Source organism: Streptococcus sp. KHUD_013 (genome assembly GCF_052588545.1).
Genome location: NZ_CP186264.1, coordinates 586,992 through 606,854 on the forward strand (window position 1 = coordinate 586,992; position 19,863 = coordinate 606,854).

General features: G+C 43.1%; 19 protein-coding genes and 1 tRNA gene. All 20 read left to right on the top strand.

Translation table 11 applies throughout. The features are described from left to right. The first annotated feature begins 177 nt into the window (after positions 1–177). Entirely contained in the window at positions 178–747 is a 570-nt protein-coding gene (locus ACOXXR_RS02665) for a GNAT family N-acetyltransferase (protein WP_445278673.1), read from the top strand. 50 nt (positions 748–797) lie between these two features. Next, positions 798–870, top strand: a tRNA-Thr gene (locus ACOXXR_RS02670). Between the two features lie 403 nt (positions 871–1,273). Further along, entirely contained in the window at positions 1,274–2,998 is a 1,725-nt protein-coding gene (locus ACOXXR_RS02675) for an ABC transporter ATP-binding protein (RefSeq protein WP_445278674.1), read from the top strand. Between the two features lies 1 nt (position 2,999). Continuing rightward, on the top strand, positions 3,000–4,736 hold the full coding sequence (locus ACOXXR_RS02680) for an ABC transporter ATP-binding protein (protein WP_445278675.1): 1,737 nt from the start codon (positions 3,000–3,002) through the stop codon (positions 4,734–4,736). 102 nt (positions 4,737–4,838) lie between these two features. Beyond that, positions 4,839–5,336, top strand: coding sequence for an rRNA maturation RNase YbeY (ybeY, locus tag ACOXXR_RS02685; RefSeq protein WP_117744522.1), 498 nt, complete (start codon positions 4,839–4,841; stop codon positions 5,334–5,336). Beyond that, complete coding sequence (locus ACOXXR_RS02690) at positions 5,317–5,715, top strand: diacylglycerol kinase family protein (RefSeq protein ID WP_123159011.1); 399 nt, start codon at positions 5,317–5,319, stop codon at positions 5,713–5,715. Before ybeY ends, ACOXXR_RS02690 begins: the two co-directional genes overlap by 20 nt. A 29-nt stretch (positions 5,716–5,744) precedes the next feature. Beyond that, positions 5,745–6,644: a GTPase Era gene (era, locus tag ACOXXR_RS02695; protein WP_270308850.1), complete on the top strand. Its 900-nt coding sequence runs from the start codon at positions 5,745–5,747 to the stop codon at positions 6,642–6,644. 45 nt (positions 6,645–6,689) lie between these two features. Then, positions 6,690–7,514, top strand: coding sequence for a DNA-formamidopyrimidine glycosylase (gene mutM, locus ACOXXR_RS02700; protein ID WP_123159013.1), 825 nt, complete (start codon positions 6,690–6,692; stop codon positions 7,512–7,514). Next, complete coding sequence (gene coaE, locus ACOXXR_RS02705; protein ID WP_023023968.1) at positions 7,515–8,111, top strand: dephospho-CoA kinase; 597 nt, start codon at positions 7,515–7,517, stop codon at positions 8,109–8,111. Between the two features lie 16 nt (positions 8,112–8,127). Continuing rightward, entirely contained in the window at positions 8,128–9,327 is a 1,200-nt protein-coding gene (locus ACOXXR_RS02710; protein ID WP_445278863.1) for a multidrug efflux MFS transporter, read from the top strand. Continuing rightward, complete coding sequence (gene rpmG / locus ACOXXR_RS02715; RefSeq protein WP_081453577.1) at positions 9,317–9,466, top strand: 50S ribosomal protein L33; 150 nt, start codon at positions 9,317–9,319, stop codon at positions 9,464–9,466. Before ACOXXR_RS02710 ends, rpmG begins: the two co-directional genes overlap by 11 nt. 43 nt (positions 9,467–9,509) lie before the next feature. Further along, on the top strand, positions 9,510–9,743 hold the full coding sequence (secG, locus tag ACOXXR_RS02720; protein WP_006595869.1) for a preprotein translocase subunit SecG: 234 nt from the start codon (positions 9,510–9,512) through the stop codon (positions 9,741–9,743). A gap of 126 nt (positions 9,744–9,869) precedes the next feature. Next, entirely contained in the window at positions 9,870–12,230 is a 2,361-nt protein-coding gene (rnr, locus tag ACOXXR_RS02725) for a ribonuclease R (protein ID WP_445278676.1), read from the top strand. Next, complete coding sequence (gene smpB / locus ACOXXR_RS02730) at positions 12,193–12,660, top strand: SsrA-binding protein SmpB (protein WP_023023962.1); 468 nt, start codon at positions 12,193–12,195, stop codon at positions 12,658–12,660. The genes rnr and smpB overlap by 38 nt, the downstream gene beginning before the upstream one ends. Positions 12,661–12,842: 182 nt before the next feature. After that, on the top strand, positions 12,843–14,588 hold the full coding sequence (locus tag ACOXXR_RS02735; RefSeq protein WP_023023960.1) for a C69 family dipeptidase: 1,746 nt from the start codon (positions 12,843–12,845) through the stop codon (positions 14,586–14,588). Positions 14,589–14,747: 159 nt separating this feature from the next. Beyond that, on the top strand, positions 14,748–15,608 hold the full coding sequence (gene tehB / locus ACOXXR_RS02740) for an SAM-dependent methyltransferase TehB (protein WP_445278677.1): 861 nt from the start codon (positions 14,748–14,750) through the stop codon (positions 15,606–15,608). A 134-nt stretch (positions 15,609–15,742) separates the two neighbouring features. Next, complete coding sequence (locus ACOXXR_RS02745; protein WP_414279508.1) at positions 15,743–16,114, top strand: CidA/LrgA family protein; 372 nt, start codon at positions 15,743–15,745, stop codon at positions 16,112–16,114. Further along, on the top strand, positions 16,114–16,809 hold the full coding sequence (locus ACOXXR_RS02750) for an LrgB family protein (RefSeq protein ID WP_445278678.1): 696 nt from the start codon (positions 16,114–16,116) through the stop codon (positions 16,807–16,809). Before ACOXXR_RS02745 ends, ACOXXR_RS02750 begins: the two co-directional genes overlap by 1 nt. A gap of 212 nt (positions 16,810–17,021) precedes the next feature. Beyond that, positions 17,022–18,683 carry a C69 family dipeptidase gene (locus tag ACOXXR_RS02755; RefSeq protein ID WP_195323711.1) on the top strand — a complete coding sequence of 554 codons (1,662 nt, stop codon included), beginning with the start codon at positions 17,022–17,024 and terminating at the stop codon, positions 18,681–18,683. Further along, positions 18,676–19,506, top strand: a complete 831-nt coding sequence (locus ACOXXR_RS02760) for a PrsW family glutamic-type intramembrane protease (protein ID WP_129269621.1) — start codon at positions 18,676–18,678, stop codon at positions 19,504–19,506. The genes ACOXXR_RS02755 and ACOXXR_RS02760 overlap by 8 nt, the downstream gene beginning before the upstream one ends. Positions 19,507–19,863: the final 357 nt, after the last annotated feature.

The following is a 19,863-nucleotide window of genomic DNA, read 5'->3' on the forward strand; positions in this document are numbered from 1 at the left end:
AAAAAGGCCATTGGTGTGAGATTGCTCTCCTAACTCAATGACCTTTTCACTCCTCATCCCAATTTTTTAATCGAATGATTTTATTTTATATAAAAGCTAGTCAAAAATCAAGAAAAAATTTTAGATTGCCTTCCTTTATGTTTTCTGCTAAACTAATCCCTAAAGAAGGAGTGTCTAATGGAAAATTTATATGTGAAGTTAGCGGCTTATCGTGAAATGGAGACAGAGCGTTTACGTTTGCGTCCGGTCACTCTTGAGGATGCACCGGCTATGTTTGAGTACGCTTCTGATGAGACTGTTACTCGCTATACTTTTACAACCAATCAAAGTCTTGAAGAGACGCGGAATAACATTGCCCTCTTTTACCTAGCTAGCCCACTTGGAAGATGGGGGATCGAGCTCAAAAAAAATGGGAAATTTATCGGAACGATTGATTTACTGGATTTGGATCTTTCTCTGAAGAAGGGGAGTATAGGCTATGTTCTGAATAAAGACTATTGGAACCAAGGTCTTGCGACAGAAGCTACCAAGACAGTGATTGCCCTAGCTTTTGAACAGTTAGGGATGAACAAGCTCATTGCCGTTCATGATAAGGAAAACCCAGCTTCTGGACGGGTGATGGCCAAAGCAGGGATGCAATTTTCCCACGAAGAAGCTTATGCGATGCTAGACCCGCATGAAAAAGGGCGAATGGTGACGAGAGTCCATTATGTCCTCACGAAGGAAGAATATTTGGCAGAAAAATGAGTCAGGATATTGACAAAAGGCCTATCTCCATGATATAGTAGATGGGTACTGCTGGTTTAGCTCAGTCGGTAGAGCGCATCCATGGTAAGGATGAGGTCGCCGGTTCAATCCCGGCAACTAGCATAGTAGAAGAGAGAAGCTTAGAGAGGATCTAGGCTTCTTTTTTGTCTTTATCTTCTAACTGGGAGTCTATTTGCAGACTCTTTTTCAACAATATTCAAAAAAACGTTGACAAGCATAGAAATACGTGGTAAAGTTATAGCAACAAAGAGAAAGGAGAAAACCATCATGAACAAAGTAGATGTTTTGATGACACAATTAAATACACAGTTTCTCCAATCTCAGTTGAGTTCGATTTAAAAAATGAATGAAACCCAAGGTGGAGGAGTCTGTCTTGGGTTTTTTGTATGCATTTTTGCCTGCCTTAACTGAATTGGTGATAGGCATCAGAAGGCCCAAGTGTGGACTGAGCACGCTCTCAGCTCCTTGCTTGGGTTTTTTCTGTGCCATTTTGAAAGGGGAGAATATGATAGGAGCCTTATGGAAGTACATCTGGGAACATAAGTGGCTGTATCTCAGCATCGCTGTGGTCCTAGTGATTTATGATTATACGATTTTAATACCGACGCAGGTTATTCAACGACTGGTCGACCAGCTGAGCAAGCAGACCTTAACCCAGTCGATTTTTGTTAGGGATATTAGCCTTTTGTTTGCTACAACTATTTTGAATTATTTGGCGGCTTATTATTGGCATTTGAAGTTATTTCAAGCTTCGGTTCGATACAAGGGAAGACTACAAGGACAAGCCTTTCGTAAGCTTGTAGCTATGAGGCGTCCCTTCTATGAAAAGTTTCGTTCAGGGGATCTCTTGACTCGTTTTACTACGGATGTAGACGGGATGATGGGGATGGTCGGTTATGGGATGTTAATTGTCCTTTATGGGGGAGGTTTGTTTCTCTTTATCATTCCAGCTATGTTTTTGATATCCTGGCAGTTGAGTCTGATTTCTTTCATTCCAATGAGTTTTCTGGTTTTATCAACCTATCTCTTAGGGAAAAAGGAAGAAATCTATGTGGATGAAAACCGTGATGCGGTGGCCCACTTGAATGATGAAGTATTAGAATCCATCGAAGGGATTCGGGTCATGAGGGCCTATAGCCGAAAGGAGCGTCAAGTTCGACAATTTCAAGAACGGACAGAAAGTTTGGCTAAGACGGGGGATAAGATTGCCTCTATTCAAAATGCCTTTGGTCCCTTTGCCCTCTTCTTTATTGGGGTTTCAACTGTCCTTCTTTTGGTCTGTGGGGGCCACTTCTTAAAAACTGGACAGATCAGTTTGGGGCAACTGCTAGGCTTGGAATTGTATCTAGTGGCCTTGATTGAGCCAATGTGGATGCTAGCTGATTTCATCTTGGTCTATCAAACAGCCAAGACCTCCCATAAAAAATTGTCAGAATTGGTCGAAGAGGATGATGACTTGGAACCAGAAGGTGAGGAATGGCTAGAGGAGTTTGATGAAGTGGTCTTTGAAAACTATTCCTTTACCTATCCCATAGCGGAAAAGGAAAGTCTTTCGCAGATTCATTTGCGGTTCAACAAAGGTCAAACCATTGGAATTGTGGGTCGAACAGGAGCTGGAAAGACAAGTTTAGTCCGACAATTCCTACGGCAATACCCACTTGGACAAGGGACCTTTACCATCAATGGACAGCCTGTTGCTCGCTACGTGAGACGCTCCATTGAGGAAAAAATCGGCTACGTCTCACAAGAACACATCCTATTCTCCAAGTCTATTCTAGAAAATATTTCCCTTGGTAAGAAGGGGGCTAGTCAAGGGGAAATCATGGATGCCATTGCTCAGGCAGCCTTCGCAGATGATTTGGAACGGATGTCGGATGGTCTGGATACTATGATCGGAGAAAAGGGAGTATCCATATCGGGAGGACAGAAGCAGCGGATTTCTCTGGCACGTGCCTTTTTACGCGACGCCCAGTTGCTCCTCTTGGATGATTCTTTATCCGCAGTAGATGCCAAGACGGAACAGGCTATTATTGAAACGATACAAAAAGAACGACAAGGAAAGACAACCTTGATTGTCTCTCACCGACTCTCAGCTGTCCATCAGGCAGATTGGATCCTTGTGTTAGATCAGGGACGGATTGTGGAAGAAGGGACAGCTAGTGATTTACTTGCTCAAGAAGGTTGGTATTATGAACAATACCAACGGCAACAAAGACAGGAAGGAGAATAAGATGGGTATTTTAAAACGACTATTACAAAAACTATCCCTTTTTCCTGGTATTTTTGGGCTTGGTTTCATCTGTCTTTTGCTGGCAACGATTTTGTCAGATCTATCTCCGTTTATTCTGCAAAAGATGATTGATGGTCCCTTGATAGCCTTGAGTCAGGGAGGAGAGTTAGGAGCACTCTATCCTATGGGGGGCCTCTATCTGATTGTTTTGGCAGTGGGCCAAATCGTCAGTTATATAGGAAATAGGGTTTTGATTCATGGAGGCAATAAGGTAACTGCTCAGCTAAGAGACCAAGCCTTCCTCGTGATGCAGCAACTACCGATCTCCTACTTTGATGATAAGCCAGCAGGGAAAATTGCAACCCGCATTGTTAATGATACAGAGACCTTACGGACCCAATTTTATAATTCCTGTATGTATTTGGTGATTCATTTGATGCGTTTCTTCTTTATCATGGGGGTTCTCTTTTATATCAATCCCATGATGGGTCTTCTCTTATGCTTGATTTTTCCTATCTTTTACGGGATTCAGTCCTTGTATAAGCATATGACAGACAAGCCCATGAAAGACTTTTTTGATTCCAGAAGTGAGATCAATACGCAGGTTAATGAACTGCTTCATGGAGCTAGTATGATCCAACTCTACGGACAAGAAGAGCGCGTGATTGATGAGTTTGATCAGGCAACAGAGAAGATGACTGTGGCCTATGATCGTTTGGTCCTAGCAGACTCCATTGCCTCTTGGACCTTGACAGAATTCTTGAAATACATCGTCATTGCAGGAATATTAACCATTGCAGGCCTATCCTATCTTGACGGAGATTTGGGAATGACTGCTGGCTTCTTGTTTATCAATCTCAATTATGTCATTCAGCTTTTTGATCTCATGGCCAATTTGATCCGTCGCCTTCCGGATATCAGGCGCTCTCTGGAAACAGGACAGCGGGTCTTGACTTTCTTAGATGAAAAGATAGAGGCAGATACAACAGAGGAGATCCAAATAGACAGGGCGGCTGTGGAGTTTGATCAAGTCACTTTTGCCTATGAAGAGGGCAAGCCAGTTCTTAAGGACATTTCAATCCAAGCCCCTCCGGGGCAGACCCTTGCCTTGGTTGGCCATACCGGTTCGGGTAAATCCTCTATCATGAACTTGCTCTATCGTTTTTATGATCCGCAGGAGGGAGAAATTCGGATTGACGGCCAGGACATTCGCCATTTCTCTAGAGAGAGTCTGCGGTCCCATATGGGAATTGTCTTACAGGATCCTTATCTTTTCTCTGGGACTATTGCTAGCAATGTGGCCATGAGCCAAACAGATATCGATCGTGATCGCGTCTTGGATGCTCTAAAACAGGTCGGTGCCCTAACTATGATAGAAAGGCTGGAAAAGGGAATCGACCATCCAGTGGTTGAAAAGGGCTCCGCCTTCTCAAGTGGGGAGCGTCAATTGATTTCCTTTGCTCGAACCCTCTATATGAATCCGAAAATTTTGATTCTGGATGAAGCGACCTCCCACATTGATACGGAGACAGAGGAGATTATTCAACAGGCCATGGCAGTCCTACAGAAAGGTCGGACCACCTTTATCATTGCACACCGCTTATCGACCATTCAAGATGCGGATCAGATCCTGGTCCTATCAGAAGGACGTATTGTCGAACGTGGGCAACATGCAGACTTAATTGCCCATGGTGGCATTTATGCCCAGATGCATGCCATCCAACAAACGGTTGAATAAGGATGGCTATGAATGTCAGTCTTCAAATAGTAAAAGTAGCGTGTATTCTAGTATATACGCTATTTTTATGCTATAATTGAAATGATAGTGAGGTGATCCAAGATGTATATTGAAATGGTTGATGAGACCGGTCAAGTCTCTCAAGAAATGATCAAACAAACCCAGGAAATTTTAGAATTTGCTGCAAAAAAATTGGGCAAAGAAGACAAGGAAATGGCAGTGACCTTTGTAACCAACGAACGCAGCCATGAATTGAACTTGGAATACCGTGATACGGATCGCCCAACGGATGTAATTAGTCTGGAATACAAACCAGAGATGGATATTGCTTTTTCAGAAGAAGATTTAGAAGACCATCCAGAATTAGCAGAAATGATGGCAGAGTTTGATACCTATATTGGAGAGCTCTTTATTTCTGTAGATAAGGCGCGTGAGCAAGCGGCTGAGTATGGCCATAGCTTTGAGCGCGAGATGGGCTTTTTAGCAGTGCATGGCTTCCTTCATATCAACGGTTATGATCACTACACTCCGGAAGAAGAGAAGGAAATGTTTGGCTTACAGGAAGAGATTTTGACAGCCTATGGACTCACAAGACAATAAACGAAAATGGAAAAATCGAGAACTGATTGCCAGTCTTGAATTTGCTTTAACAGGGATTTTTACAGCCTTTAAAGAAGAAAGAAATATGCGCAAGCATGCTCTTTCAGCTATCTTAGCGATTGTTGCCGGCTTCCTTTTTCGCATTTCAGCAACAGAGTGGCTCTTTTTACTTTTAAGTGTTTCTTTGGTGATTGCCTTTGAAATCATGAATTCTGCTCTTGAAAATGTAGTGGATTTGGCGAGTGATTACCATTTCTCCATGCTGGCCAAAAATGCCAAGGATATGGCGGCAGGAGCAGTTCTCGTTATTTCAGGCTTTGCCTTGGTGACAGGTCTCATGATATTTGTGCCCAAATTATGGGCTCTAGTATTTGGATAAGGGGGAGATTTCCCTCGTGAAAGGAAACTATGACATTTAAATCAGGCTTTGTAGCTATTTTAGGACGTCCCAATGTTGGGAAGTCAACTTTTTTGAACCACGTCATGGGGCAAAAAATTGCCATCATGAGTGATAAGGCGCAGACAACGCGCAACAAGATTATGGGAATCTACACGACCGATAAGGAACAGATTGTCTTTATCGATACGCCAGGGATTCACAAACCTAAGACAGCCCTTGGAGACTTCATGGTAGAGTCGGCCTATAGTACCCTTCGAGAAGTTGATACGGTTCTCTTTATGGTGCCAGCAGATGAACCACGTGGGAAGGGTGACGATATGATTATCGAACGGCTCAAGACTGCTAAAGTGCCAGTCATTCTCGTGGTCAACAAGATTGATAAGGTTCATCCAGACCAACTTTTGGCACAAATTGATGATTTCCGTAGTCAAATGGACTTCAAGGAAATTGTGCCGATTTCAGCCCTGCAAGGAAATAATGTTTCGCATTTGATTGATATTTTGAGCGAAAACCTAGAAGAAGGTTTCCAATATTTCCCTGCTGATCAGATTACGGACCATCCAGAGCGTTTCTTGGTTTCTGAAATGATTCGGGAAAAGGTCTTGCACTTGACGCGGGAAGAAATTCCCCATTCTGTTGCAGTAGTCGTGGATTCCATGAAGCGGGATGAGGAGACCGATAAAGTCCATATCCGTGCGACCATCATGGTGGAACGTGATAGCCAAAAAGGGATTATCATCGGAAAAGGCGGTGCCATGCTCAAGAAGATTGGAACCCTTGCGCGTAAGGATATTGAACTGATGCTGGGGGACAAAGTCTTCCTAGAAACCTGGGTCAAGGTTAAGAAAAATTGGCGGGATAAGAAATTAGACCTTGCCGATTTCGGATACAACGAAAAAGAATATTAAGAAGAGGTGGGCAGAAGCCTGCTTCTTGTTTTTGAAAGGAGTTCTATGCCCGAGTTACCAGAAGTTGAGACCGTCCGACGTGGTCTTGAGAAATTAATTCTAGGGAAAACCATCCAATCCGTGGAAGTAAAGTATCCTAAGATGATTCAGACAGATCTGGATGCTTTTCGTCAAGATCTTCCAGGTCAAGAGATTCGATCCATGGGGCGTCGTGGGAAATACCTCTTGTTTCATCTGACGGATTTGGTTTTGATCTCGCATTTGCGGATGGAAGGCAAGTATTTCTTTTATCCAGACGAAGTCCCTTTTCGCAAGCACGCCCATGTCTTCTTTCATTTTACAGATGGTAGCACCCTGGTCTATGAAGATGTCCGCAAGTTTGGGACCATGGAAGTCCTAGTGCCTGAGCTTGTAGACAGTTATTTTGTGAATAAAAAAATTGGTCCAGAGCCGACAGAAGCGGAATTTAAATGGCCTGCCTTCCAAGCAGCTCTGAAAAAATCAAAGAAACCCATTAAATCAGCCCTTTTGGATCAAAAATTGGTGGCTGGTCTGGGCAATATCTATGTGGACGAGGTGCTCTATCGAGCCAAGGTTCATCCAGCCCGTTTGGGGCAAAGTTTGACTGCTACAGAAGCCAGAGCCGTTCGCAAAGAAACAATTGCCGTATTAGCTCAGGCTGTCGAAAAGGGAGGCTCCACCATTCGCTCCTACAGCAATGCCTTCGGAGAAGATGGCACTATGCAGGAAGAACACCAAGTCTATGGGAAAACGGGTCAGCCTTGTAGTCGTTGTGGCTCTCCAATCGAGAAAATCCAACTTGGGGGACGGGGGACTCATTTTTGTCCCCATTGTCAAAAGGTAAAGTAAATGGGAAAGATTATTGGATTAACAGGAGGGATTGCCTCTGGTAAGTCGACTGTGACCTCCTATTTGAGAGAAAAAGGCTATGCTGTCATTGATGCTGATCGTGTGGTCCATGACTTACAGGCACAAGGTGGAGAGCTCTATCAAGCTTTGGTAGAGCATTTTGGGACAGAAATACTCCTAGATACTGGAGATTTGAATCGTCCTGCTCTGGCTGAACGCATTTTTTCAAGCCAGAATGAGATCGCCTGGTCCAACCAGGTACAAGGCGAAATGATTCGCAAAGCCCTGGCGCGAGAACGGGATCGATTGGCAGAAACAGAAGACCTCTTTTTCATGGATATCCCCTTGTTAATCGAGCAGGGATATCTGGACTGGTTTGACCAAGTCTGGCTGGTCTATGTGACGGAGGATACTCAGTTAGAACGTTTGATGGAAAGAAATGCTTTGACAGAGGACCAGGTGCGCGATCGTTTGGCGGCCCAGATGTCTCTGGAGGAGAAAAAAGCTCTTGTGGATCTCGTGATTGATAACAATAGCAAGCGTGATCACCTCTATCAGCAAATTGATAGGGTTTTAGAACAAATAGAAAGAAGATGATCCTATTTCACAGGAAATAAAATGGCGTAGAAATCTTTTCATTGCCTGGATTGGTTGTTTTTTTGTAGGGGCCAGTCTTTCATTAGTGGTCCCCTTTATGGCCCTATTTGTGGAGGAGTTGGGAGTGAGAGGTCCGGCCGTTCCTTTTTATGCAGGGATTGCTGTTGCCTCCTCCTCCTTGACATCTGCCCTGATGGCCCCAATCTGGGGGAGTTTGGCAGACCGCTATGGTCGTAAACCCATGATGCTGAGAGCCTCGATTGCCATGACCTTGACCATGGGAGGAATCGCTTTTGTCCCCTCCGTCTTTTGGTTATTGCTCCTACGCTTATTAAATGGTGTCTTTTCAGGCTTTGTTCCTAACAGCACGGCTCTCATTGCTAGTCAGGTGCCAAAGAATCAATCTGGGTATGCTTTAGGGACCTTATCGACAGGAACCATTGCAGGTACCTTGATGGGACCCCTGTTGGGGGGATTGATTGCAGAGCAATTTGGTATGCGTAATGTCTTTCTCCTCGTTGGTTTTTTCCTCTTTCTCGTCTCTGTTTTGACCTGGTGGGGTATTGAGGAAGACTACCAACAAATTTCGAAGGAGGAGCACATTTCAAGCTGGACTTTACTGGCTTCTATCCAGCATAAGGACATTTTACTAGGTCTCTTTTTGACCAGTATGACCATCCAGATGATTGGCCAGTCTATTTCTCCCATTCTTCCTTTGTATGTGCGGGAGTTAGGCCAGAGTAACAATATTATCTTTGTTTCCGGCTTGATTGTATCAGCGATGGGGATTTCCAGTATCCTCACTTCCGGTTGGATGGGTAAGCTAGGAGATAGAATTGGCAATCACCGCCTTTTGCTCTTGGCCCTTCTCTATAGTGGGATCCTCTATATCTTCTGTGCCCTTGCTCAGACCCCTTTTCAATTAGGTCTTCTTCGATTCTTATTTGGTATTGGAACAGGGGCCTTGATGCCAGGTGTGACCGCCCTCTTAAACCGTATGACTCCCAAAGAAGGGATCTCTCGGATTTTTAGTTACAATCAACTCTTCTTTTATGTAGGGGGAGTTCTTGGTCCCGTGATGGGCTCTAGTATCGCCATGCATGTCAATTACCATTGGGTATTCTATGGGACTGCTATTCTAGCTTTTACAGATTTAGCCTTCCTTTTATTCATCTTTAGAAAGTATTTGAAAGTGAGAGAAATCAGTGCGCATTAAAGTACAACTAACCTGCACGAGCTGTGGTAGTCAGAATTATTTGACAAGCAAAAATATGAAGACCCACCCGGAAAAAATTGAAGTTTTGAAGTATTGTCCCAAAGAGAGAAAAGTGACATTACATCTTGAAACGAAATGATTTTTATGGTAAAATAGGTAAGATTTTAAGGAGTTTTTTAATTATGACTAAACCGTTGATTACTATTTTATTGGTACTATCTGTATTAATTATTATTGCTATCTTCATGCAACCAACTAAAAATCAATCTAGCAACGTATTCGATGCAAGTTCAAATGATTTGTTCGAACGTTCAAAAGCTCGTGGATTCGAAGCAGTGATGCAACGACTTACAGGAGTAATGATTTTCCTTTGGTTACTCATTGCGATGATTTTAATGGTATTATCCAGTAAATAAGATAGGCTTAGACATTGTCTTTGCCTATTTTTTCATCTATGAGTCGTTTGATGGGGAGATTGTCACTTGTAAAGAAATCTCTCTAAAAGAAAGTAAATAAAGGAGGCTGGCTATCCAGCGCAAGATATGAAAAGTAAAATTATTGATTATTTAAAACAGAAGGGAAAAGCTCAGGTTGATCAATTGGCACAAGCCATTGGGAGTACAGATGCCAAAGGTTTTCGTGAACTGATTAAGACCATTTCGCTAATGGAGCGACGTCGTCAACTAACCTTTGAAGAAAATGGCTTTTTAAGTCTCCTTGATGCTAAACCAAAAGGGACCATTACTGTGAAAGGGATTTTTCATGCTCATAAAAGTGGCTTTGGTTTTGTCAGCTTAGAGGGGGAAGAAGAGGATCTCTTTATTGGACGAAATGATGTCAACCACGCCATTGATGGAGATACAGTTGAGGTTGTGATCACCAAGGTAGCCGATCGGCAAAAGGGGACAGCGGCAGAGGGGAAAATCATTGATGTCTTGGAGCATAGCCTCCAAACAGTCGTCGGCCAGATTGTTTTGGATGAAGAAAAACCAAAGTATGCAGGCTACATCGTTTCAAAGAATCAAAAGATTAGCCAACGGATCTACGTGAAAAAGCCAGCCCTGCAATTGGAGGGGACCGAAGTTCTCAAGGTTGCCATTGAACAGTATCCGAGTCGGAAGCACAACTACTTTGTGGCCACTGTTCAAGATGTGGTTGGACATGTGACAGATCCTGGAATCGATGTCTTGGAAGTCCTGGAGTCCATGGATATCGTCTCAGAATTTCCAGAAGCAGTCCTCAAAGAAGCAGAAAGCATTCCAGATAAGCCTAGTGAGAAAGATATGGAGGGACGTTTGGACCTTCGAGATGAAATCATCTTTACCATTGATGGTGCCGATGCCAAGGACTTGGATGATGCGGTTCACATTAAACGCTTGGAAGGCGGAAATTATGAACTTGGAGTTCATATTGCGGATGTCTCATATTATGTGACCGAAGGTTCTGCCTTGGATAAGGAAGCTCTCAACCGAGCGACCTCTGTCTATGTAACAGATCGAGTTGTTCCCATGTTACCAGAGCGACTTTCCAATGGGATTTGTTCCCTAAATCCTCAAGTGGATCGCTTGACCCAATCAGCCATTATGGAGATTGACGAGCGTGGTCGGGTCCTTCGTTACCAGATTACCCAAACAGTTATTAAAACGACCTTCCGGATGACCTATAGTGATGTCAATGAGATCATTGCAGGAGACCAAGAGAAGCGTGAGGAATACCAAGCTATTGTTCCAAGTATTGAAGCTATGGTTGGCCTTCATCAGATCTTAGAAGGAATGCGGGAAAAGCGGGGAGCCCTTAACTTTGATACCAGTGAAGCTAAAATCCTGGTCAATCCTCAAGGAAAACCGGTCGACATCGTCTTGCGTCAACGGGGAATTGCAGAAAGGATGATTGAATCCTTTATGCTAATTGCCAATGAGACAGTAGCTGAGCATTTTGCCAAACGAAAACTTCCCTTCATTTACCGGATTCACGAAGAACCTAAAGCAGAGAAGGTGCAAAAGTTTATCGATTATGCCTCTAGCTTTGGCATACCTATTTATGGGACAGCTAGTTCGATGAGTCAGGAAACCTTGCAGGATATCATGAAGAAGGTAGAAGGGGAACCTTATGCTGATGTCTTGTCCATGATGTTGCTTCGTTCCATGCAGCAGGCGCGCTATTCCGAGCACAACCATGGTCACTATGGGCTAGCTGCGGAGTTCTATACTCACTTTACCAGTCCGATTCGCCGGTATCCAGACTTATTAGTCCACCGTATGGTGCGAGAGTATGGAAAAGATTCTGAAGTGGCTAGTCATTTTGAACAGGTTATTCCAGATATCGCTAGCCAATCCTCTAGTCGGGAACGCCGCGCTATTGATGCGGAGCGAGAAGTAGAAGCCATGAAGAAGGCAGAGTATATGGAGGACTATGTTGGCGAAGAGTACGATGCTCTGGTATCCAGTGTCGTCAAGTTTGGACTCTTTGTTGAACTTCCAAATACTGTAGAAGGTTTGATCCACATCACCACCTTACCTGGTTTTTATCATTTTAATGAGCGTGATTTGACCTTGCGAGGGGAAAAATCAGGCGTGACCTTCCGAGTTGGTCAAGAGATACGAATTAGGGTTGAAAGAGCGGATAAAATGACTGGAGAAATCGATTTTTCTTATATCCCAAGTGAGCTGGATCTGATTGAAAAAGGCCATAAAGCTTCTGGGCGTAAGGAAGGAGGTCCATCTTCTAAACGCCGTCCTTCCAAGAAAGAAGGAGAGCGAAAGCAAGGAGGCTTTAGAGATAACAAGCGCAAGCATTCTCCAAAAGACAAGAAGAAAAAGAGTAAGAAACCTTTTTACAAAGAAGTAGCAAAGAAAGGAGTCAAGCATGGCAAAGGGCGAGGGAAAGGTCGTCGCACAAAATAAAAAGGCGCACCATGACTATACAATTGTAGACACGCTAGAAGCAGGAATGGTTCTGACAGGAACTGAAATAAAAAGTGTGCGAGCAGCTCGTATCAATTTGAAAGATGGGTTTGCCCAAGTGAAAAATGGGGAAGTTTGGTTGAGCAATGTTCATATCGCTCCTTATGAAGAAGGCAATATCTGGAACCAAGATCCAGAGCGCCGTCGCAAACTTCTTCTTCATAAAAAACAAATCCAGAAATTAGAGCAAGAAACCAAAGGAACAGGGATGACGCTGGTCCCACTTAAAGTCTACATTAAAGACGGCTATGCCAAGCTCTTGCTGGGCTTAGCAAAAGGGAAGCACGATTATGACAAACGTGAATCCATCAAACGGCGGGAACAAAATCGCGATATTGCTCGTGTGATGAAACAATACAATACACGTTAAAACAAGAAATAGGAACAGCTGAAGCAAAGGCTTAAAACTGTTCCTATTTTTAATGATCTTTTTTGAAACCGCTTGCATTTCTATCTGGATAAGGGTATACTGAAGGTAGCGTTGGTATAGTTGTTTTTCGTCGGCTTGAAAATTTTTTCTAGCCTCTTTTGTAGTCATAAAGGAGATCGACTATGAGAAAACTACTGGTCAAACTAATGATTGCTTTCATGGCCTTTGCCTTGATTCCAGTTCAAGTTGCTCAGGCTTGCTCAGCCATCATTGTTGGGAAGGAGCTCACGACAGATGGTTCCATGCTCTTCGGGCGGACTGAAGACTATCCTTATGCTCCCGATGGTGGTCGCCACAATAAAACTTACGAAGTGGTACCTGCCAAAGACTATAAGGATGGGGATATGTTGGAGGATGAATCCAATGGCTTTGCTTATCCGCACTTGAGTCATGAAATGAAATATACCGCAACTTATGATGCGGCGCATGGAGATGGTTCCAACGGGAACTTCGGAGCACACGGCTTTAACGAAGCGGGTGTTTCCATGACCTCTACAGTATCGGCAACCCCACACGATAAAATTTTGAAAGCAGACCCACTCGTGAAAAATGGATTGGCTGAGGCTGCTATGGTAGACTTGGTTCTTCCACGTGCCAAAACAGCTCGTGAAGGAATTGAGTTGGTTGCCAAGGTACTTGATGAAAAAGGATCTGCCGAAGGAAACATTATTGTCGTAGCAGATAAAAATGAACTCTGGTACATGGAAATCCTATCTGGACACCAATATGTAGCTATTAAATTCCCTCAAGACCGCTATGCCATCTTTGCCAATACGTACTATCTAGGAAATGTGGATTTCAAGGACAAGGACAATGTCATTGCTTCGAAAGATGTGGAAGCAGTTGCTAAAAAGGCAGACCACTACAAGACTGATAAAGATGGGAACTTCCATATCGCAGACTCTTATGGTCCAGATGAATATACCGAACGCAACCGCTCACGGACCTATGCAGGGATTACCTTGATGGATCCGAAAGCGGATGTCAAATATGATGATAAGCACTTTGACCTCTTGCGCAAACCAACGGATCCTTCTAAGAAGTATAGTCTAGAGGATGTTTTCGCTGAACAACGGAACCGGTTCGAACACCTCAAACAATATACTCCAGATGACTTGGTGGAACCAGGTAAAGAAGTAGATACCAATAAGTATAAGTATGCTCTTGGAAATGAAAACGTCATCAACGCCCACGTTTACCAAATTAAGAAGGACTTGCCAACTCCATTTGGTGGTGTCGTTTGGTTGGGGCTCGCTCAAAGCCGGAACACCCCTTATGTGCCATTCTATGGTATTGTCAATGATACCTATGCACCATTCAAGGTTCGTTCTGCCAAATACGATCCAACTTCTTGGTATTGGGCTGTTTGGCATATTGACCAAATGGTCATGAAATACCCAGACCTCTTTGGCAACACCATCCAAGAGAAGTGGAAAGAATTGGAAAAAGGTTGGATTAAGGAACAAGCAGCTTTGGATCAAAAATACAGTGGACTCACTGATGATCAAGCGAAAGCTACTGCAGACGAAGTAACAAGTGATTCTCTCAAACGTGCGGAAACTATCTTTAAACAAATCAAGCAAGTTGAAAGCGAGATGGAAGATAAGATTCGTACGGAAAAAGGTTTGGAAGCAGACTTTGTTTATGACGGCTATAACAAGGCTAATCTGGTAGCAGCAGCTGAAGCTGAAAAAGCAACAGCAAAAGAAACAGATAAGAAGGAAGAAACAGCTTCTAGTCAGTCTTCTACGAAGGCAAGTGATTCAAATAGCAGTTTAACCGCCATCTTAGGAGTTTTAGCTCTTGCAGGATTTGGCTTGGCAGGTTTCTACTTTAAAAAATCAAAAAAGAATGAAAATGAAGAATAAGAAGATAGAGACTGATAGATAAGCCTCCTGTCTCAAATGGATTCTTAGAGAGTGGAATAGAAGTCTTCACAAAGGAAGCTTGCAATTCCACTCTTTTTATTGTTATTTGCTTGCAATTTTTGTATGATAGGAATAGATAGAAAGAAGGAGAAGAAACGGATGCCTGAAAAATTGATTGCCTATAAGCGGATGCCTTTGTGGACCAAGGATACCATGCCAGAAGCAGTCCAAAGAAAACACAATACCAAGATAGGAACCTGGGGAAAGATTACTGTCCTCAAAGGAAAGTTAAAGTTTGTCGAGCTGACAGAAAATGGGGAAGAAGTAGCCAGCCATGTTTTTGAAGCAGGTGCGGATAATCCGATGGCACAGCCGCAAGCTTGGCACCGTGTAGAGGCCCTCACAGATGATGTGGAATGGTTTTTGGAATTCTACTGTGAGCCCAAAGATTATTTCCCCAAAAAATATAATAGCAATCCCGTCCATTCGGAAGTGCTAGAAGCCATGGAGTCCCTTTCTCCAGGCAAGGCCTTGGATTTGGGGTGTGGACAAGGACGAAATGCTCTCTTTTTGGCCCAGCATGGCTTTGAAGTGACAGCAGTCGATCAAAATGAATTAGCCCTAGAGATCCTCCAAAGTATTGTAGAACAAGAAGATTTGGAAATGACTGTGGGACTCTATGATATCAACTCAGCGAACCTAAAACAAAGTTATGATTTGATTGTCTCAACGGTTGTCCTCATGTTCTTGCAAGCGGATCGCATTCCAGCGATTATTCGAAATATGCAAGACCAGACCAATCCGGGAGGCTATAACTTGATCGTTTGTGCCATGGATACAGAGGATTATCCTTGCCAGGTTCCTTTCTCCTTTACTTTTAAGGAAGGCGAGCTAGCAGACTACTACAAAGATTGGGAGCTCGTTAAATACAATGAGAACCCAGGACATTTGCATCGACGAGATGAAAATGGCAATCGAATTGCCTTACGCTTTGCGACCATGCTAGCAAAGAAAAAATAAATAGATAGCTAGACAAGGAGACTCTTGAGGTTATCCTTGTCTTTTTATATCTGAAACTTTCTGAAAATACTTGATTTTTTACAGAAAAGGAGTAGACTGTTAGTGTACCTTTCAAGAATTTTGAGGAGAAGCGCGTGAAACTCTATGTTCAACTGATGATTATCTTTACCATCTCTTTGATTGGGGAAGGGATTTCGACCCTCTTTCATTTGCCAATTCCAGGTAGTATTATTGGTCTACTGATTCTATTTCTTTGCTTGCAGTTGAAATGGCTTCGTATCCGCCATGTGAATCTGGTCGGATCTTTTCTCTTAGCCAATATGACGATTTTATTTTTACCTCCAGCGGTTGGGATTATGGATAAGTTTGATGTCATCCAGCCTTATTTATTGCCCATCGTGTTGATTATTTTAGGGGCTATCATCATCAATGTAACCCTCATTGCCTTAGTCGTCGGTTATATCAAGACTCGGTATGAGGGGGATTATGAAGGAGGGAAGAAATAATGGAAAGTTTGTGGTCAAATCCTCTCTTTGGGATTTCTTTATCAGTCTTTGCCTATCTGATTGGGATGATGATTTTTCGTCGCTTTCCCCATCCCATCACGACACCCCTCTTAGTCGCCACGGTCTTGATTATTGGATTTCTAAAGCTGACAGGGATTTCCTATAAGGCCTATAATATTGGCGGGACCTACCTCAGTAATTTGATTGTGCCCTCAACGGTTGTCCTGGGAATCCCCTTGTATAAGAGTTTTCATCTGATGAAACACCATGCCAAGAGTATTCTTCTTAGTAGTTTTCTAGCAGTCGTGGTCAACACGCTTTTTACAGCTGTCTTGGCTAAGATTTTTGGGATGAAGTACTTTCTAGCTATTTCCCTCTTTCCTAAGTCTGTGACAACAGCCATGGCAGTGGGAATTGCTGAAAAAATGCAGGGAATTACTACCATTACCCTGGTTGTCGTTGTAGCGACAGGTATCCTGACAAGTGTCCTAGGGCCAACCATTCTTAAATTCCTAAAAGTAGAGGATCCTGTTGCTATTGGTTTGGCCCTTGGAGGGACAGGTCATGCGGTAGGGACTGGTACAGCCTTTCAGTATGGTCAAGTAGCCGGAGCTATGGGAGGCTTAGCAATTGGGATAACTGGCGTTTTCTACGTCTTTATAAGTCCCCTTGTCGCGAGCCTGATTCTTTCCTAAAAAGGTAGATAGTATTCAGAAAAAGCTTGGAAGAAGTTCCGAGCTTTTTAGTGTACAGTTAGATAGTGAAGGTTGTTTGATAATTTGAAGGTCAAATAATTTTCAGATAGATTACTAATTGATTACAGTCGTTGTAAGCGCTTGCCAAACCTTGGTTCAAAAGGTATACTAAAAGAGGTTATACGGTTAATATCTAGTTAAAGGAGTTCAATATGAAGAAACGTTATGCTCGATCAGCCTTGGGCTTGATCACTGCTCTCTTCCTCTTTGCCCAACCGGTAGAGGCCTGTACAGGTTTTATCATCGGTAAAAAGTTAACAGCAGATGGAAATGCTTTGTACGGACGTACGGAGGACTTAGAACCAAACCACAATAAGAACTTTGTGGTCAGAGAACGAACTTATAACAAGAAAGGGGAGGTCTTTGAAGATGCCACCAATGGCTTTAAGTATGAGCTCCCAGAAGTAAGTTATAAATATACAGCTGTCCCAGATGTTACACCAGAACAGGGTGTATTTGATGAAGCTGGTTTTAATGAGCATGGTGTGTCCATCTCGGCGACCGTCTCAGCTTCAGCAAATGACAACATTAAAAAGGTCGATCCTTATGTAAAGGACGGCTTGGCTGAATCTGCCCTCACCACTGTCGTTCTTCCAAGTGTCAAAACGGCTCGTGAAGGAGTCGAGCTCATTGCGAAAATTGTGGAAGAAAAAGGGGCAGCAGAAGGAAATATTGTGACGATCGCGGACAAGGAAGGTATCTGGTACATGGAGATCCTTTCTGGTCACCAATATGTAGCCATTCTCTTCCCAGAAGATCGCTATGCAGTCTTTCCAAATACCTTCTTCTTAGGACATGTCGATTTTTCAGATAAGGAACGGACCATTGCTTCGAAGGATGTTGAAAAAGTAGCTCGTGATGCGGGAACCTATAAAGAAATCGATGGCCAGTTCCATGTGTCTCAATCCTACAATCCTCCTTTGCATGAGGCTGATCGTTCTCGTGTTTGGTCTGGTATTAAGTCACTGGATCCAGATGCAGATGTGAACTACGATGACGAATATTTTGACTTGATGCATACAACGGATCGGAAATTGACGCTACGAGATGCGATGAATCTCCAACGCAATCGGTTAGAGGGAACAGACTTCAAACCACAAGATCAAATGGAGTTAGATGGAAAAGGGATTCCAGAAAAAGGGAAGTTTGATGAAGTCTATAAATATCCGATTTCGAACCCAAATGTCATGGAAGCCCATATTTTCCAATTAAAGGACAATGTTCCTGATAGTGCTGGTGGGGGAACCATGTGGTTAGCGATGGGAAGCCCACGAAATGCTCCTTACCTGCCTTACTATGGCAATATCACCAATACCTACCAAGCCTATCAAGAATTAGGAACAGCCTATAATCCCCAATCTTGGTATTGGACCATGTCTCGCATTAATGATTTAGTTGCCAAATATCCTGATTTGTTCGGAGATGGGGCCATCCGTACTGAAATGGAACGCCTCGAATCTCAATGGATGGCTGAGCAAGAAATCAGTGATCAAGAACAAATTGCCCTCGCTTCACAGCCAGAGCAGGCGAGTCTAAAAGCGACAGAAACGAGCATGACTCGAGCTCAAAAGACCTTCGATCGTCTGCAAGAAATTCGTCAAGAAGCAGAAGAAAAGGTAATTGCTCAATATGGTCAAGGTGCTATTGACGACTTAACAGATGAAGAAGATGCAAACCAAGAAGAAGAGATTAATTTGGTACCATTTGACTATGACTTCGTCATTACGATTGGCTTAGCCCTTGTGACAGTGATAGGAGTAGGAATTTTCTTCATCAAATCAAAGAAAGCAAAGGGAGGTAAGAAGGATGAATAAGTTTCAACGAATATTGCTCTTCCTATTTCTGGTCTTAGCAGGGATTGGGATGGAGTTTGAGCTAGGCTCTCTCTCTCAACAAGAGTTTAGCCAAGTAGCAGGAAGAGATTTGGTATTAAATCTGCTCGTTTTAGCGGTGATTGTCGTCCCTCTTTATCTCTTTATTAAGCGACTTGCAAAAAGATTTGAGGTTCCTCTTCTTGTTTTGTGGGCGACCATGTTTGGTGGTGCTTTTGTTGCTGGCTGGCTCAGTTTTTCAGGGAACAGCCTCATTGACCATTTCAATAGTCATCTCATTCAGGATGTTAGTACTTTTAATAAATGGACAGATGCTTTGACAGCTCCTTTTGCTGAAGAATTTTTCAAAGCTCTGGTGGCTTTCTGGATCCTCTTGATTTTGGGTCGTAAGGATTTGAAATCGATTTTAATTGCCGGTTTTGGATCTGGTCTTGGTTTTCAAATCATTGAAGATCTAGGTTATGTGGCGCGTCAAACGCGATCTGGAGACCTCTCAGCAGTAACAGAGGCAGTGAACCGCATTTCTGGTGGTTTAGCATCTCATGCAGTCTACACAGCTGTTGTATCTGTTGGAGCCTTTCTCATCCTATCTCAGTGCACCAAGCAAAAAGAAAAGCTCTTTGGTCTCTGGTGTGTAGTTTCCACGGTGGCCAATCACTTCTTATGGAACTCCCCATTCTATGAAACAGATCATCGGGTCAATATTTTGGTAGGCTTGCTCTTTGCCTTCCAAGTGGGAACCTTTATTGAGGTTGTTCTCTTTGCTCATAAAAATCCGAATCTAAACCTTTTAAAGAAAAACTAAGGAAAAGATTCAGTAGATATATAAATAAAAAAGCTTAGAAACTTTTGTTTCTAAGCTTCAGATTGAAGACAAAGTCATATTAAAAACTTTCCTTAGGTGAGTACGGACGTCAGCGAACTTCTTCGAAGTTCCAAGACTAAATCAAGATACTAAGGGCGTCTGCGGATAAAGTCAAAATAGGAAGTTTGACGCAGAATCTTTCGATTCTAGGAGAACTTATCTTTTTGACACAATCCGCAGCCTGTGTTCAATTTGTATTGAGCCCCCTCGCTCTTTAACTTCTGGGCTCAGGCTAAAACAGTTCCCCAAACTGTTTTACTCTCAATAATTCCGAGTGCCTGAAACGTTATTGTTTCA